The 16,237-nt window shown below is 70.2% G+C and carries 17 protein-coding genes; 14 read left to right on the forward strand and 3 right to left on the reverse strand.

What is annotated here, in order from left to right:
• The 3 genes from N790_RS07440 to N790_RS07450 form a co-directional block, all read left to right on the forward strand.
• A partial coding sequence (locus N790_RS07440) for a GNAT family N-acetyltransferase (protein WP_156969990.1) occupies positions 1-226 on the forward strand: 226 nt, incomplete at its 5' end.
• A 53-nt stretch (positions 227-279) separates the two neighbouring features.
• Positions 280-2,385, forward strand: coding sequence for a prolyl oligopeptidase family serine peptidase (locus N790_RS07445; protein ID WP_043802707.1), 2,106 nt, complete (start codon positions 280-282; stop codon positions 2,383-2,385).
• The gene (locus N790_RS07450; protein WP_084062760.1) at positions 2,382-4,559 is read left to right on the forward strand and encodes a S9 family peptidase; all 2,178 of its coding nucleotides are present in this window, start codon (positions 2,382-2,384) and stop codon (positions 4,557-4,559) included. The genes N790_RS07445 and N790_RS07450 overlap by 4 nt, the downstream gene beginning before the upstream one ends.
• Before the next feature lie 28 nt (positions 4,560-4,587).
• Here the strand turns inward: N790_RS07450 and N790_RS07455 are convergent, their stop codons facing one another.
• Positions 4,588-5,247 (reverse strand): hypothetical protein, encoded by a 660-nt coding sequence (locus tag N790_RS07455; protein WP_052385776.1) that lies wholly within the window; start codon positions 5,245-5,247, stop codon positions 4,588-4,590.
• Positions 5,248-5,293: 46 nt separating this feature from the next.
• Here N790_RS07455 and lptM point away from each other — a divergent pair, with 46 nt between their 5' ends.
• From lptM to N790_RS07495, 9 genes are all read left to right on the forward strand, one after another.
• The gene (lptM, locus tag N790_RS16590; protein WP_211251967.1) at positions 5,294-5,416 is read left to right on the forward strand and encodes an LPS translocon maturation chaperone LptM; all 123 of its coding nucleotides are present in this window, start codon (positions 5,294-5,296) and stop codon (positions 5,414-5,416) included.
• Positions 5,413-6,267 (forward strand): diaminopimelate epimerase, encoded by an 855-nt coding sequence (dapF, locus tag N790_RS07460; protein ID WP_043802710.1) that lies wholly within the window; start codon positions 5,413-5,415, stop codon positions 6,265-6,267. Before lptM ends, dapF begins: the two co-directional genes overlap by 4 nt.
• Positions 6,267-6,944: a DUF484 family protein gene (locus tag N790_RS07465; protein WP_043802770.1), complete on the forward strand. Its 678-nt coding sequence runs from the start codon at positions 6,267-6,269 to the stop codon at positions 6,942-6,944. The genes dapF and N790_RS07465 overlap by 1 nt, the downstream gene beginning before the upstream one ends.
• Before the next feature lie 2 nt (positions 6,945-6,946).
• Positions 6,947-7,855, forward strand: a complete 909-nt coding sequence (xerC, locus tag N790_RS07470; protein WP_043802713.1) for a tyrosine recombinase XerC — start codon at positions 6,947-6,949, stop codon at positions 7,853-7,855.
• Positions 7,856-7,921: 66 nt separating this feature from the next.
• A complete protein-coding gene (gene hslV, locus N790_RS07475) occupies positions 7,922-8,461 on the forward strand; it encodes an ATP-dependent protease subunit HslV (RefSeq protein ID WP_043802715.1) in 540 nt (179 codons plus the stop codon).
• Positions 8,461-9,795 (forward strand): ATP-dependent protease ATPase subunit HslU, encoded by a 1,335-nt coding sequence (hslU, locus tag N790_RS07480; protein ID WP_043802718.1) that lies wholly within the window; start codon positions 8,461-8,463, stop codon positions 9,793-9,795. Before hslV ends, hslU begins: the two co-directional genes overlap by 1 nt.
• 71 nt (positions 9,796-9,866) lie before the next feature.
• Positions 9,867-10,436, forward strand: a complete 570-nt coding sequence (locus tag N790_RS07485) for an RNA polymerase sigma factor (protein ID WP_084062761.1) — start codon at positions 9,867-9,869, stop codon at positions 10,434-10,436.
• On the forward strand, positions 10,433-11,023 hold the full coding sequence (locus N790_RS07490; protein WP_043802721.1) for a hypothetical protein: 591 nt from the start codon (positions 10,433-10,435) through the stop codon (positions 11,021-11,023). The genes N790_RS07485 and N790_RS07490 overlap by 4 nt, the downstream gene beginning before the upstream one ends.
• A 9-nt stretch (positions 11,024-11,032) precedes the next feature.
• Positions 11,033-11,386, forward strand: a complete 354-nt coding sequence (locus N790_RS07495) for a gamma-butyrobetaine hydroxylase family protein (RefSeq protein WP_043802722.1) — start codon at positions 11,033-11,035, stop codon at positions 11,384-11,386.
• Between the two features lie 18 nt (positions 11,387-11,404).
• Here the strand turns inward: N790_RS07495 and N790_RS07500 are convergent, their stop codons facing one another.
• Positions 11,405-11,749, reverse strand: coding sequence for an arsenate reductase family protein (locus N790_RS07500; RefSeq protein WP_043802724.1), 345 nt, complete (start codon positions 11,747-11,749; stop codon positions 11,405-11,407).
• Positions 11,750-11,783: 34 nt separating this feature from the next.
• Between N790_RS07500 and ubiE the strand changes: the two genes are divergently transcribed.
• A complete protein-coding gene (gene ubiE / locus N790_RS07505) occupies positions 11,784-12,542 on the forward strand; it encodes a bifunctional demethylmenaquinone methyltransferase/2-methoxy-6-polyprenyl-1,4-benzoquinol methylase UbiE (RefSeq protein WP_043802725.1) in 759 nt (252 codons plus the stop codon).
• Here the strand turns inward: ubiE and N790_RS07510 are convergent.
• Positions 12,539-14,221 (reverse strand): GspE/PulE family protein, encoded by a 1,683-nt coding sequence (locus tag N790_RS07510; protein ID WP_052385777.1) that lies wholly within the window; start codon positions 14,219-14,221, stop codon positions 12,539-12,541. The genes ubiE and N790_RS07510 overlap by 4 nt on opposite strands.
• 143 nt (positions 14,222-14,364) lie before the next feature.
• Between N790_RS07510 and N790_RS07515 the strand changes: the two genes are divergently transcribed.
• Positions 14,365-16,233 carry a M1 family metallopeptidase gene (locus N790_RS07515; protein WP_043802728.1) on the forward strand — a complete coding sequence of 623 codons (1,869 nt, stop codon included), beginning with the start codon at positions 14,365-14,367 and terminating at the stop codon, positions 16,231-16,233.
• The last annotated feature ends 4 nt before the right edge of the window (positions 16,234-16,237 follow it).

The following is a 16,237-nucleotide window of genomic DNA, read 5'->3' on the forward strand; positions in this document are numbered from 1 at the left end:
CGGCCTGGGCCGCCGCCTGCTGGCCGACGCCGAGGCCCAGGCCCGCGCCGCCGGTTGCAGCGGCCTGCGCCTGGAAGTGCGCCAGGACAACGCCGCCGCCGTCGCCCTCTATGAAGCCTCCGGCTACCGCCGGGAAGCCGAGCTGCCCGCCTACTACGAAGACGGCGCCCCCGGCTGGCGCTACCGCAAGGACACGGGGCATGACTTTGGGCCTACGGCGGCTTAACGAGGGGGCGTGGTAGCGTCCGGGGCTTGTTCCTTGTCCAGGGGATCCACCGTATGCGTCGTTCCGCCCTTGCCTGGCTCTGCGCCGGCGTCTTTTCCGCTTCCGCCTTCGCCGCCGAGCCCGCCGCCATGATCGAAGACCCCTACCTGTGGCTCGAGGACGTCGAGGGCAAGCAGGCCCTGGACTGGGTCCGCGCCCGCAACGCCGTCTCCGAAGACCAGCTGGCCAAGGACCCGGGCTTCGAGGCCGTGCGCAGCGACCTGCTGGCCATCCTCGATTCCGACGCGCGCATCCCCTACGTCGGCAAGATGGGCAACTTCTACTACAACTTCTGGCGCGACAAGGAGAACCCGCAGGGCGTCTGGCGCCGCACCACGCTCGAGGAGTTCCGCAAGGACGAGCCCACGTGGGAAGTGCTGCTCGACATCGACGCGCTCGGCAAGGCCGAGGGCGTGAACTGGGTCTGGGCGGGCGCCGAGTGCCTGCGCCCGGACTACGACCGCTGCCTGATCGACCTGTCCCGCGGCGGCGCCGACGCCACCGTGACCCGCGAGTTCGACGTTTCCGACAAGGCCTTCGTCGAAGGCGGCTTCAGCCGGCCCGAGGCCAAGGGCCAGATGGGCTGGATCGACATCGACACCGTGTACGTGGGCACCGATTTCGGCCCGGGCTCGATGACCAGCTCCGGCTACCCGCGCGTGGCCAAGGAGTGGAAGCGCGGCACGCCGATGTCGGAAGCCAAGGTGGTGTTCGAAGGCCAGGCCAGCGACATTTCCGTGGGCGCCTACCGCGACGACACCCCGGGCTGGGAGCGCGATTTCGTCTACCGCGGCCTCACCTTCTACACCAACGAACTCTACCTGCGCGGCAAGGACGGCAAGCTCACCCGCTTCGACCTGCCCGACGGCGCCCAGAAGGGCGTGTTCCGCGAGTGGCTGAGCGTGGAACTGCGCCAGCCCTGGTCGGTGGGCGGCAAGGACTACGCCGCCGGTTCGCTGCTGGCCATCAAGCTCGACGACTTCATGGCCGGCGAGCGCGACTTCGACGTGCTGTTCGAGCCCAGCGCCAACACCTCGCTGGCCAGCAGCGGCGCGACCAAGGATTTCTACTTCATCAACGTGCTCGAGGACGTCAAGAACCGCATCTACGTCCTGACCCCGGGCGAGGACGGCTGGAAGAAGGAGCCGCTGGTGGGCGCGCCGGAATTCGGCACCGTGAGCATCAGCGCGGTGGATCCGGACGAGTCGAACGACTACTTCATGACCGTCGCCGACTACCTCACCCCGACCTCGCTGCTGATGGGCACGATCGGCGAGAAGCCGCAGGTGCTCAAGCAGCTGCCGGCCTTCTTCGACGCCTCGCCGTACCGCATCGGGCAGCACTTCGCCACCAGCAAGGACGGCACCAAGGTTCCGTACTTCATGGTCTCGCGCAAGGACCTCGAGCTCGACGGCGACAACCCGACCCTGCTCTATGGCTACGGCGGCTTCGAAGTGTCGCTGACCCCGAACTACTCGGCCGGCGTGGGCAAGGCCTGGCTGGCCGACGGCGGCGTGTACGTGGTGGCCAACATCCGCGGCGGCGGCGAATACGGCCCGCGCTGGCACCAGGCGGCCCTGCAGGCCAACCGCAACAAGGCCTATGAAGACTTCGCGGCCGTGGCCGAGGACCTGATCGCCCGCAAGGTGACCAAGCCGGCGCGCCTGGGCATCCAGGGCGGCAGCAACGGCGGCCTGCTGATGGGCAACATGACCGTGATGTACCCGCAGCTGTTCGGCGCCGTGGTCTGCCAGGTGCCGCTGCTGGACATGAAGCGTTACCACCTGCTGCTGGCGGGCGCGTCCTGGATGGCGGAGTACGGCAACCCGGACAAGCCGGAGGAGTGGGATTTCCTGCGCCGGTACTCGCCCTACCAGAACGTGGCCAAGGACGTGCAGTACCCGCCGGTGCTGTTCACCACCTCCACCCGCGACGACCGCGTGCACCCGGGCCACGCCCGCAAGATGATGGCGCGCATGATGGAGCAGGGCCACGACGTGACCTACTACGAGAACATCGAAGGCGGCCACGGCGGCGCGGCCAACAACGCGCAGTCGGCCTACATGTCGGCCCTGGCCTACACCTTCCTCAAGCAGAAGCTGTTCGGGGACAAGAAATGAGCCGCCGCATCCTGCCCTTCAGCGCCGCTTTCCTGGCCGTCGCCCTTGCGGGCTGCGCGGCCCAGCCGGCGCGCACTTCCGACGCGCCGGCCCCGGCCGCCGCGGCGGCCGCCACGCTGCCGGCGCCGCCGGTGGCCGCGAAGAAGCCCTACGTGGTGCGCGCCCCGCACGGCGCCGAGCGCCAGGACGAGTACTACTGGCTGCGCGACGACACCCGCAAGAACCCGGAGATGCTGGCCTACCTCACCGCCGAGAACGACTACACCGACGCGGTGCTGCGCCCGCTCGAGGCGCTCGAGGAAACCCTGTACGCCGAGCTCGTGGGCCGCGTGAAGCAGGACGATTCCAGCGTGCCCTACCTCGAGGACGGCTACTGGTACTACACGCGCTACGAAACCGGCCAGGAATACCCCATCCACGCCCGCCGCCAGGGCAGCATGGACGCGCCCGAGCAGGTGTTGTTCGACGTCAACGCCATGGCTGCCGGCAAGAACTTCTTCCAGCTCGGCAACTTCGAGGTCAGCCCCGACGGCCGCCTGGTGGCCTGGGCCGAGGACGCCGTGGGTCGCCGCCAGTACGTGCTGAAGGTGAAGAACCTCGACACCGGCGAGGTGTTCGCCGACCAGATCACCGGCGCCTCGTCCGGCCTGATGTGGGGCAACGACAACCGCACGCTCTACTACATCGAAAACGACCCGGTCACGCTGCTGTCCAAGCGCGTCAAGGCGCACGTGGTGGGAACCCCGGCCAGCGCCGACACCCTGGTGTACGAGGAGAAGGACGACACCTTCTACATGGGCATCGGCCGCACCCGTTCCGACCAATACCTGTGCATCGGCGTGCAGAGCACCGTGTCCTCGGAAATGCGCTGCGCCGACGCCGACGCCCCGCGCGAGTTCACCGTGCTGGCGCCGCGCCAGCGCGACTTCGAATACCAGGCCGACCACCTCAACGGCCGCTGGGTGTTCAACACCAACTGGGACGCGCAGAACTTCCGCGTCATGACCCTCGCCGACGGCCAGCCCTGGGGCAACCGCAACCTCTGGCGGGAAATGATCCCGCACTCGCCCGACGTGCTGATCTCCGGCCTGGAGCTGTTCGACGGCTTCATCGCCATTTCCGAGCGCAGCGGCGGCCTGCAGCGCATCCGCATCCGCGGCTGGGACGGCAAGCGCGACGAATTCGTCAAGGCCGACGAAAGCGCCTATTCGATGGGCCTGGCCATGAACGCCGAGCCGGGCACCGACTGGCTGCGCTACACCTACACCTCGCTCACCACGCCGGCCACGACCTTCGAGGTCAACACCCGCACCGGCGAGCGCAAGCTGCTCAAGGAGCAGCCGGTGCTGGGCGGCTTCGACAAGTCCAATTACGCCACCGAGCGCCTGTGGGCCACGGCCCGCGACGGCACGAAGGTGCCGGTGTCGGTGCTGTACCGCAAGGGCTTCGAGAAGAACGGCCGGGCGGCGCTCTACCAGTATTCGTACGGCTCCTACGGCTCGAGCTCGGACCCGGGCTTCAACGGCAACGTCATCAGCCTGGTGGACCGCGGCGCCGTGTACGCGGTGGCGCACATCCGCGGCGGCCAGGAAATGGGCCGCGCCTGGTACGACGACGGCAAGCTGCTCAACAAGGTCAACACCTTCACCGACTTCATCGACGTCACCGATTTCCTGGTGAAGGAAGGCTACGCCGCCCCCGACCGCGTGGCGGCCATGGGCGGCAGCGCCGGCGGCCTGCTGATGGGCGCCATCGCCAACATGGCGCCGGAAAAGTACAAGGCCATCGTCGCCCACGTGCCCTTCGTGGACGTGGTGACCACCATGCTCGACGAGTCGATCCCGCTCACCACCAACGAGTTCGACGAGTGGGGCAACCCCAAGGACAAGGCCTATTACGACTACATGCTGTCGTACTCGCCCTACGACCAGGTGCAGGCCAAGGCCTACCCGGCCATGCTGGTCACCACCGGCCTGTGGGACAGCCAGGTGCAGTACTTCGAACCGGCCAAGTGGGTGGCCCGGCTGCGCGCGAAGAAAACCGACGCCAACCCGCTGCTCCTGCGCACCAACATGGAGGCCGGCCACGGCGGCAAATCCGGCCGCTTCCAGCGCTACCGCGAGCGCGCGGAGGAATACGCCTTCGTCCTCGACCAGCTGGGCCTCGTGAAATAACAGGCCCGGAACGCGGACCCCATCCTGGTCACCAGCCCGCTTCGCGCAACAGGTCTTCTGTCTGCGCGTTCGCGGGTTTCGCGACGAGGCCGCCGGCGGGGTTGAGCGATACGTCGTAGACCGCGCCGTCAAGCATGGGCAGGTAGGCCGCGCTGCCCCAGCGGGCGTCGGCCACCGGCCAGCGGGACAGCCAGCGCTGGCGGAATTCCCAGAAGTCCCAGCCGGTGCGCAGGTCGTGCACCGTGCGCGGCGCGTCCAGTTCCTGCTTGGGGTCGCCGTAGCGGCCTGACAGCCGTTCGAAGCGGTACACCGGCGGCAGGCCGGCCAGGCGGCCGGGCAGGGTCCAGCGGATCACGCGGGCGTCGAGCTGCCATTCGTCGCCGCGCAGCCTGAACACGCGCGGTGGCTGGCGGTCGAGGGTGAGCGTGGCCTCGAAGTGCTGCGGCCCGAGCTGGCGCAGCGCCAGGGTGGCCACCGGCACGTCGGCCAGGAGCCAGTGGTAGCTGCGCAGCAGGCCACCCAGGCCGGCCAGGGCCAGCGCCAGCACGATGGCCACCGCGCCCAGCGTGCGGCCCAGCCCACCGCGCCGGCGCCTGCGCGGGCCGGTCGGCTGGCGCCGCGCCCAGGGCCACAGTCCCAGAAGGAGAAACCCGCCGGCCAGCAGCCACAGCCAGTTCGAAAGCGTCATTGCGCCCTCCATTCGCCTCGGTCCAGCCCCGGACTATACTCGGCGCATGAAAACCGTCCGCGTCGCCCTGCTGCTGTTGAGCCTCGTCCTGGTCGCCGCCTGCGGCACCAAGGGCGACCTGGTGCTGCCCGACAAGGCCGAACCGGCCGAGGCCGCCGCCGGGCCATGAGCGCGGGCAAGCCCCTGCGCTTTTCCAAGATGCACGGCGCAGGCAACGATTTCGTCGTGCTCGACCTGCGCGGCGGCCGCCCGCTGCCGTCGCCCGCGCTGGCCCGCGCGCTCGGCGACCGCCACACCGGCGTCGGCTTCGACCAGCTGCTCACCATCGAAGACCCCGTGGCCGCCGGCTGCGTGGCGCGTTACCGCATCCTCAACGCCGACGGCAGCGCCGCCGGCCAGTGCGGCAACGGCGCGCGCTGCGTGGCCGCCTGGCTGCAGCGCGACGGCGCCGCGCCCGGCGGACATTTCCGCCTCGACAGCCCCGCCGGCGTGATCGACGTGCAGGCGCTGGGGCAGGGCCGCTATTCGCTGGCCATGGGCCTGCCGAAGTTCGCGCCGGCCGCGCTGCCGCTCCACGCGCCGGCCGAGGCCGTGGCGTACGAACTGCCCGCCGGCGGACAGCGCCTGCGCTTCGGCGCCGTCTCGATGGGCAATCCCCACGCCGTGGTCGAAGTACCCGACGCCGCCGCGGCCGACGTGGCCACGCTGGGCCCGGCGCTGCAGGCGCGGCCCGAATTCCCGGAAGGCGTGAACGTTGGTTTCGCCCAGGTCCTGGCGTCCGATCGCATCGCGCTGCGCGTGTTCGAACGCGGCGCCGGCGAAACCCTGGCCTGCGGCAGCGGCGCCTGCGCGGCGGTGGCCGTGCTGGTGCGCCAGGGCCGCGTGGGCCGGCACGTTTTCGTCGCGCTGCCGGGCGGCACGCTCGAAATCACCTGGCCCGCCGACGACGCGCCCATCGTCATGGCCGGCCCCACCGCCTTCGTTTTCGAGGGTGAATTCCCGCTGGAGCAAGTCGAATGATCGAAGACAAGAACGAGCGCCTCGGCGCCCACGAGGTCGCCACCTTCCTGCGCCGGCACCCGAAGTTCCTGGCCCAGTTCCCGGACCTGGCGCTGTCGCTGGTGGTGCCCAAGGAAGAAGGGCAGGCCGCCTCGCTGGCGAGCTACCAGCTCGACGTGCTGCGCGACAAGAACCGGGAACTCAACCGCCGCCTCAACGAACTGTTCGCCAACGCCCAGGAAAACGAACGCCTGGCCGTGCGCACGCACCAGCTGAGCCTGGCGCTGATGCGCGCCGCCGGCCCGGCCGAAACGCTGCGCACCATGGTGGCGGTGCTCGGCGAGGACTTCCACGGCGAAGTCGTGCGCATCGTGCTGCACCAGCCGGTGGCGGGCCTGGAAGACGCGCCGTGGCTGCAGGTGGTCGGTGAAGCGGACCCGGCGCTGGCGCCGTTCCGCGATTTCCTCGCCGGCAGCGAACCGCTGTGCGGGCGCCTGAACCAGGACAAGCTGGCGCTGCTGTTCGGCGGGCAGCAGGCGCAGGCGGCGTCGGCCGTGCTGCTGCCGCTGCCGGGCCTGGGCATGCTGGCGGTGGGCAGCGCCGACGCCAACCGCTTCTTCCCCGGCATGGGCACGCTGTTCCTGCGCATGATGGGCGAAGCCCTGGTCACCGCCATGGGCCGCGGCGCCCGCGACTGACCATGGCCGGCGCGCTGCCGCTGCAGGCGGAGCTGGAGGCCTTCCTGGCCTACCTGCAGGTGGAGCGGCGCATGTCGCCGCACACGCTCGACGGCTACCGGCGCGACCTGGCCGACCTGGCCGGCTGGATGCGCGACAACGGGCTGCAGGCCTGGACCCAGCTGCGCCAGGAAATGCTGCGCGGCTACGTCGCCGGCGCGCACCGGCGCGGGTTGTCGGGCAAGAGCCTGCAGCGGCGGCTGTCGGCGGTGCGCAGTTTCTTCCGGCACCTCAACCGCAGCCAGCTGAGCGAACTCAACCCGGCGCTGGGCCTGCGCGCGCCGAAATCGCCGCGCAAGCTGCCGCAGGTGCTCGACCCGGACGAAATGACGCGCCTGGTCGAGGTGCCCACCGAGGGCGAACTGGGCCTGCGCGACCGCGCCATGCTGGAGCTGTTCTATTCCTCGGGCCTGCGCCTGTCGGAACTGTGCGGGCTGCGCTGGCGCAACCTGGACCTGGCCGACGGCCTGGTGACGGTGCAGGGCAAGGGCGGCAAGACCCGCATGGTGCCGGTGGGCAGCCACGCCCGCGCGGCGCTGCAGGCCTGGCGCGGTCAGTCGAAGCCGGGGCCGGAATCGCCGGTGTTCCCGGGCCGCCAGGGCGGGCCGATCAGCCCGCGCACGGTGCAGGCGCGGCTGCGCCAGCTGGCCATGCAGCAGGGCCTGTTCAAGCGCGTTCACCCGCACCTGCTGCGCCACAGCTTCGCCAGCCACGTGCTCGAATCCAGCGGCGACCTGCGCGGCGTGCAGGAGCTGCTGGGCCACGCCGACATCGCCACCACCCAGATCTACACCCACCTCGACTACCAGCACCTGGCCAAGGTCTACGACGCCGCCCACCCCCGCGCCCGCCGCAAGAAGGACCCGCAGTAAGGCGTGGGGATGCTTGTAAGCCGGCCGGGCGGCCCCATTTCGGAAGTTCAGCCCCCGGGGACGCCCATGGATCCGAACGTTTTCCACGCCACCACCATCCTGTCCGTGCGCCGCAACGGCAAGGTCGTCGTCGCCGGCGACGGCCAGGTCACGCTGGGCCACACCGTCATGAAGGGCAACGCGCGCAAGGTGCGCAAGCTCGCCGGCGGCAAGGTGATCGCCGGGTTCGCCGGCGCCGCGGCCGACGCCTTCACGCTGCAGGAACTGTTCGAATCAAAACTTGAGAAGCACGGCGGCCAGCTGGTGCGCGCCGCGGTGGAAATGGCGCGCGAATGGCGCACCGACCGCCGCTTCGGCAAGCTCGAGGCCCTGCTGGCCGTGGCCGACGCCGAGACGTCGCTGGTGATCTCCGGCACCGGCGACGTGATCGAACCCGACGACGGCATCCTCGCCATCGGCTCCGGCGGCCCCTACGCCCTGGCCGCGGCGCGCGCGCTCATGCAGCACAGCGCGCTCGACGCCCGCGCCATCGCCGAGGCGGCGCTCAACGTCGCCGGCGACATCTGCATCTACACCAACCGCAACCTCGTCATCGAGGAACTGTGATGTCCGAACTGACCCCCCGCGAGATCGTCGGCGAACTCGACCGCTACATCATCGGCCAGGCCGGCGCCAAGCGCGCCGTGGCCATCGCCCTGCGCAACCGCTGGCGGCGCATGCAGCTCGACCCCGCGCTGCGCGACGAAGTGATGCCCAAGAACATCCTGATGATCGGCCCCACCGGCGTCGGCAAGACCGAAATCGCCCGGCGCCTGGCCGCGCTTGCGAACGCGCCGTTCGTGAAGGTCGAGGCCACGCGTTTCACCGAAGTGGGCTACGTCGGCAAGGACGTCGAGCAGATCATCCGCGACCTCGCCGACGGCGCGGTGAAGATGTTCCGCGAGCAGGCCAAGCAGCGCGTGCGCACCCAGGCCGAGGAGCGCGCCGAGGACCGCATCCTGGAGGTGCTGCTGCCGCGCCGCCGCGGTCCCGGCTTCGCCATCGAGGTCAACGCCGAGGGCGAGAACGAGACCCGCAACAAGCTTCGCCGGCAGCTGCGCAGCGGCGAGCTCGACGACCGCGAGATCGAACTCGAACTCTCGCCGCCGGTGGGCGGCATGGACATCATGACCCCGCCGGGCATGGAGGAAATGGGCCAGCAGCTGCGCCAGATGTTCCAGAACCTGGGCGGCGGCAGGTCGCAGAAGCGCACGCTGGCCATCAAGGCCGCGCGCCCGATGCTGGAAGAGGAAGAAGCCGCCAAGCTCGTGAACGAGGAGGAGATCCGCGCCCAGGCCATCACCGCCTGCGAGCAGAACGGCATCGTCTTCATCGACGAGATCGACAAGGTGGCCAAGCGCCAGGACACCGTGGGCGGCGACGTCAGCCGCGAAGGCGTGCAGCGCGACCTGCTGCCCCTGGTCGAAGGCTCGACCGTCTCCACCAAATACGGCGTGGTGCGCACCGACCACATCCTGTTCATCGCCTCGGGCGCCTTCCACCTGGCCAAGCCGTCCGACCTGATCCCGGAGCTGCAGGGCCGCTTCCCGATCCGCGTCGAGCTCACCGCGCTCAGCCAGGCCGACTTCAAGCGCATCCTCACCGAACCCAGGAACGCGCTGGTGCGCCAGTACATGGCCCTGCTAGCCACCGAGGGCGTGAACATCGGCTTCGACGACAGCGCCATCGAGCGCCTGGCCGAGATCGCCTTCCTGATCAACGAACGCCAGGAGAACATCGGCGCCCGCCGCCTGCACACCGTGCTCGAGAAGCTGCTGGAGAAGCTCAGCTTCGAGGCGCCCGACAAGGGCGGGCTGTCGCTGATGGTCGACCGCGCCATGGTGGACGAGCAGCTCGGCGACGCCGTGCAGGACCCGGACCTGAGCCGCTACATCCTCTGAGGCGACGGCGATGGCTGTCAGGTTTCCGCCCCGGGCCCGGTCTATCGACACCAGACCCGTTGGACATCCCCATGCCCGCCGCCCTTGCCGTCCGTTACGCGCCGCCCCCGCGGCCCGCGCCTGAACCCGCCGCCCCGCCCGTGGCCGCCACCGACCGCCCCCGCATCGAGGACGTGCTGCGCGAACACGGCCCCATGCTCTCGCGCATCGCCGGCAGCTACGAGGCCGAGCCGGCGCGCCGCGACGACCTGCTGCAGGAAATCACCCTGGCCGTGTGGAAGGCGCTGCCGGCCTGGCGCGGCGACGCTTCGCTGCGCACCTTCACCGCGCGCGTGGCGCACAACCGCGCCATCGACCACCTGGCCCGCGAGCGCAAGGCCATGGGCGAGGAGCTAGACGAAGCCCACCCCGACCCCGGCGCCAGCCCCGTGCACCACGCCGAGGCGCACCAGCGCCGCGCCGGGCTGGTGGCCGCCGTGCGCCGGCTGCCGCTGGGCCAGCGCCAGGTGGTGGTGCTGGCGCTGGAGGGCTTCGCGCTCAAGGAAATCGGCCAGGCCCTGGGCCTGGAGGAAAACACGGTCGCGCAGCGCCTGAGCCGTGCGCGCCGGCAACTCAACGACTGGCTGGGGGAGGGCGCATGAGCGCGAACCAGGACTGGGCGGAACTTGCCGCCGACTGGCGCAGCCAGGAATCGCCCGGCATCGACGTGGAAGCGCTGCGCGCCGAAGCTACCCGGCGCGGCCGCACCCTGCGTCGCGTGCTGGCGCTGGAGGTCGTGTTCTCGGCGCTGGTGGCGGTGATGTGCGCCTACATCGCGCTGAAGCCGGACGCCGATGGCTTCGAGCGTTGGCTGTTCGGTGGCCTGGGGGTGTTCGTGGTGGTCTACCAGGCCTACATGGTGTGGCTGCGCCGGCGCGAATGGAGCGAGGCGGGACTCGATGCCTCGGCCCTGCTGGACGTGGAGCTGCGCCGCTGCGCCACCACGCAGCACTACTGGCGGCTGGGCATGTGGGCGTCGCTGGCGATCTGGGTGGGCCTGTTCGGGCTGTGGCTGCATGCGCTGCAGGCCGGCTGGCCGGCGCACCGCGTGGACGGGCTGACGGGCGGCCTGCTGGCGAACATCGTGCTGATGCCGGCCCTGGGCCTGTACGGGCTGTGGCGCAGCGGCCAGGCCCGCGCGCGCTGCCGGCGCCTGCGCGCCCTGCGCGAGCAGCTCGGCGCGGCCTAGAATGGCGGCATGAGCACGCCGCGCCCCACCGACATCGTCCTGCACCAGGCGTCGCACGTCCTGGAAGTCGCCTTCGAGGACGGCCGCCGCTACCGCTTGCCCTGCGAATACCTGCGGGTGGAATCGCCCAGCGCGGAAGTGCAGGGCCACGGCCCGGGCCAGAAGGTGCTGGTGGCGGGCAAGCGCGACGTGAACATCCGCGCCATCGAACCGATCGGCAACTACGCCGTGCTGCTGCGCTTCGACGACGGCCACGAAAGCGGCCTCTACAGCTGGTCGCTGCTGGCCACGCTGGGCGAGGAACACGCCACCCGCTGGCCCGCCTACCTGGCCGCCCTGGAAGCCGCCGGGCTCTCCCGCTGACTTTCCCCGCAGGCGCGGTTACAGGATTTCCTGGAAACGCTCGACGGGCCGGCCGATGACCGCCCGCTCGCCCACCTCCAGCACCGGCCGCTCGATCAGCCGCGGGTGCGCCGCCAGCAGGGCGGCCCATTCCTTGGCGGGCCGTTCGTCGCCCGGCGCCAGGCCCAGGGCCCTGGCCTCGTCCTCCTTGAAGCGCACCAGCGCCCGCGGGTCCCCGCCCAGCTTGGCCAGCAGGGCCAGCACGTCGGCCGCCGTGGGCGGCTGGCCCAGGTAATCCACCACCCGGGCCTCCAGCCCCCGCGCCGCCAGCCACGCCACCGCCTCCCGCGACTTGCTGCACCGCGCGTTATGCCAAAGCTTCATGCCACCACCTCGGAAATGGAGGGATAATGGTCGCATGGACGAAAAGAGCGCGCAGGGCACCACCCACTTCGGCTTCCGCGACGTGCCGGTGGGGGAAAAGAAGAAACTGGTCGGCCAGGTGTTCAGCTCGGTCGCGCGCCAGTACGACCTGATGAACGACCTGATGTCGCTGGGCATCCACCGCGTGTGGAAGCGCTACTTCGTCGGCACCTCGGGCGTGAAGCGCGGCGACCGCGTGCTCGACCTGGCCGGCGGCACCGGCGACATCGCCGCGCTGCTGCACGAGCGGGTGGGCGAATCGGGCAGCGTCGTGCTCGGCGACATCAACGCGCAGATGCTGGGCGTGGGCCGCGACCGGCTCACCGACCGCGGCCTGGTGCGCGGCCTCGAATACGTGCAGCTCAACGCCGAGGCGCTGCCTTTCCCCGACGCCAGCTTCGACCTGGTCACCATCGCCTTCGGCCTGCGCAACGTCACCGACAAGCAGAAGGCGCTGGGTGAAATGTTCCGCGTGCTCAAGGTGGGCGGCCGCGCGCTGGTGCTGGAGTTCTCGCAGGTCAAGCCGGAATGGTTCCGCCCGGTGTACGACTTCCATTCCTTCCAGGTGCTGCCGCGCCTGGGCAAGCTGTTCGCCAACGACGCCGGCAGCTACCAGTACCTGGCCGAATCGATCCGCAAGCACCCGCCGCAGGACGAGCTCAAGGCCATGATGGAAACCGCCGGCTTCGGCCGCTGCGACTACCGCAACCTCAGCGCCGGCATCTGCGCCATCCACTCCGGCTACAAGCTCTAGTCGGCGCGGACGCGCCAGGCTTCGGTGAGGGAAATCAGGCCCTGGCGGGCCAGGTTCACGGCGGCCTGGGTCAGCGGCACCATGCCTTCCTCGATCGCGGCGGCGTGGATCTCGTCGGCCTCGGCGCCCGGCACGATCAGCGACTGGATGCGCGGCGTGACCACCATGAACTCGTACACCGCCCGGCGCTTGAACACGCCCAGGCCCTCGCAGTGCGAGCAGCCGCGGCCGGCGTGGAAGACCTCGTTCGCGCCCACGCCCAGCGACGCGCGGATGTGCGGGTCCACGTCCTCCACGTCCTTGCAGTGTTCGCAGGTCAGGCGCACCAGCCGCTGCGACATCACCGCCAGCAGCGAGGCGCGCAGCAGGTAGGCCTCCACGCCCAGGTCCAGCAGGCGCGTCACCGTGGTGGCGGCGGTGTTGGTGTGCAGCGTGCTCAGCAGCAGGTGGCCGGTGAGCGCGCTCTCCACCGCGATGTTGGCGGTCTCCTGGTCGCGGATCTCGCCCACCATGATCACGTCGGGGTCGTGGCGCAGGAAGTTGCGCATGGCGCTGGCGAAAGTGAACTGCGCCGCGCGGTTGACCTGCATCTGCTGGATCTCGTCGATGTAGAACTCGACCGGGTCCTCGATGGTGAGGATGTTGATGCGCTGCTTGCGCAGCTCCAGCAGCATCGCGTACAGCGTGGTGGACTTGCCGCAGCCGGTGGGGCCGGTGGTCAGGAACATGCCGTGGCTGCGGCTCATCACGTCGTCGATGCGGCGCCGGTCCTCGGGCGTGAGGCCCAGCTGGTCCAGGTCCCACAGGCTTTCCATGGTGTCGAGCAGGCGGATCACCACGCTTTCGCCGTACACCGCCGGCAGCACCGAGATGCGCAGGTCGATCTCGCGGCCGTCGTCGAGGGTGAAGCTGGTGCGGCCGTCCTGCGGCTTGCGGTGCTCGGCCAGGTTCATCGAGCCCAGCACCTTGATGCGGCTGGTCACGGCCGGGTGCAGGCTGCGCATGATGCGGCGCACCGGCACCATCTCGTCGTCGATGCGGTAGAGCACGTCGGTGCCGTGTTCGCCCGGGCGCAGGTGGATGTCGGAAGCGCGGCGCGCCACCGCCTCGGCGATCAGGCCGTGCACGATGCGCACCACCGGCTTCTCGCGCGACAGACGCTGGGCTTCCTGTTCGCTGGTCTCGACCACGGTGCCGGTGGGGTCCACGCCGAGCTGGCGGGCCACGTCGCGGTCCTCCACCTGGTCGTAGTGGCGGGCGATGGCGTTGCGGATGTCGCGCGGCGTGGCCAGCAGCGCCTGCACGCGCTGGCGCGACAGGAAGTCCAGGGTGCTCAGGGTCTCGTCGTTGCCGGGGTCTTCCATGGCCACCGCCACGTTGCCGCCGCGCACCAGCAGGGGCACCACCCGCAGGCGGCGGGCCACCTCGGGGCGGATCAGGGCGGTGGCGGAGCTGTCCGGCGCCAGGTTCTCCAGCCTCACCAGGGGTACCCCCAGGGTCTTGGCCTGGCGGTAGTGGGCCTCGGTGCAGTCATCTCCCAGGGCCAGCCAGTCGTCGAGCGTGAGGAAGCCGTTGTCGCGGTTCCAGGGGTCGCCGGCGGGGGCCAGGTCCAGCCAGTTGGCCAGGGCGGTGGGGTCGGCGATCAGGTTCGGGGACAGGGGCTTGGCGTTGGCGGACATGGCAGGCCTCTTGGCAGACTCCCCCCAGTATGGCCCAGCCGGCCCAGGCCGCCTTGTCCCAGGTCAGTTTCCGGGGTCCCGTTCGCAGGCTGGGGCGGCGTTGCTGCGCTAGAATCGGGCAGACCCGCCGTACGGAAACGCCCATGCGCTCCCTCAGCTTCCTGCTCGCCCTGCTGCTGACCCTGCCGGCCTTCGGCCAGGACCGCCACGCCGACGAACACTCCTACGCCCAGCCCGACCAGGTGCGCATCCGCGACCTCGGCCTGGACCTGGCCGTGGACTTCGACAAGCGGCAGCTCGCCGGCACCGCCACCCTGCAGCTGGAATGGGCCAATGAATCGGCGCGCGAGCTCGTGCTCGACACCCGCGACCTGGCCATCGCCAAGGTCGAGGCGCGCAGCGGCAAGCGCAAGTGGCGCGAGGTGGAGTTCGCGCTGGCGCCGCGCGACGAGCGTTTCGGCAGCAAGCTCAGCATCACCCTGCCGCGCCAGTTCGAGCAGGTGCGCATCGCCTACGCCACCTCGCCGCAGGCCTCGGGCCTGCAGTGGCTGGCGCCGTCGATGACCTCGGGCGGCAAGACCCCCTTCATGTTCAGCCAGTCGCAGGCCATCCACGCCCGCAGCTGGGTGCCGCTGCAGGACACGCCTTCGGTGCGCTTCACCTACACCGCGCGCATCCGCACCCCGGCCGACGTGATGGCGCTGATGAGCGCCGACAACGACCCGGCCGCGCCGCGCGACGGCGACTACACCTTCACCATGCCCCAGGCCATTCCCAGCTACCTGATGGCCATCGCCGCCGGCGACCTGGTGTTCAAGCCCATCTCCGGCCGCGCCGGCGTCTGGGCCGAGCCGCAGGTGGTGGACAAGGCGGTGAAGGAGTTCGAGGACACCGAGAAGATGATCGCGGTGACCGAGTCGCTGTACGGCCCCTACCGCTGGGGCCGCTACGACCTGCTGATCCTGCCGCCCTCGTTCCCGTTCGGCGGCATGGAGAACCCGCGCCTGAGCTTCATCACGCCCACCGTGATCGCGGGCGACCAGTCGCTGGTGTCGCTGATCGCGCACGAGCTGGCGCATTCGTGGTCGGGCAACCTGGTCACCAACGCCAGCTGGAAGGACATGTGGCTCAACGAGGGCTTCACCAGCTACGTCGAGAACCGCATCGTCGAGGCGCTGTACGGCAAGGAGCGCGCCGACATGGAGTTCGTCATCAGCCGCAACGGGCTGAAGGCGGAAATGGCGCAGATCCCGGCCGAACAGCAGGTGCTGATGCTGCCGGCGCGCGTGGGCTCCGACCCGGAGGACGCGCTGGGCGCGATCGCCTACGACAAGGGCGCCTGGTTCCTGCAGTTCCTGGAACTGCGGTTCGGCCGCGAGGCCTTCGACCCGTTCCTGCGCGCCTGGTTCGACGGCCATGCCTTCCAGAGCGCCACCAGCGAGCAGTTCCTGGCCTTCCTCAAGAGCGAGCTGATGGCGAAGAACCCGTCGGCCGTCACCGAGGCCGAGGTGATGGCCTGGATGACGGCGCCGGGCATCCCGGATTTCGCGCCGGCCACCGAATCGCCGCGTTTCGCCGCCGTGGACGCCGCCCGCGCCGACTGGCTGGAGGACCGCAAGGCCGCGCGCGACCTCAAGACCGCGGCCTGGACCACCCAGGAGTGGGTGTACTTCCTCGAGGGCATGCCGGAAACGCTGGCGCCCGAGCGGCTGGTGGAACTCGACCAGGCCTTCCGCTTCACCGGCACCGGCAACGGCGAGATCGCCCAGCGCTGGTACCCGCTGAGCGAACGCAGCGAGTACTTCGAGGCGCGGCCGGCGATGAGCCTGTTCCTGCGCAAGATCGGCCGCCGCAAGCTGATCATGCCCACCTACGAAGCGCTGGCCGCCACTGCCGACGGCCTGGCCTTCGCCAGCCAGATCTACCTGATGGCCAAGCCGGGTTACCACCCGATCACCAGCGCCTCGGTCGAGGCGCTGCTGGCCAAGGCCAAGGCAGCCCCGGCGCAGTGACGCC

It is taken from the genome of Arenimonas malthae CC-JY-1 (genome assembly GCF_000747075.1).
Taxonomy (GTDB): domain Bacteria; phylum Pseudomonadota; class Gammaproteobacteria; order Xanthomonadales; family Xanthomonadaceae; genus Arenimonas; species Arenimonas malthae.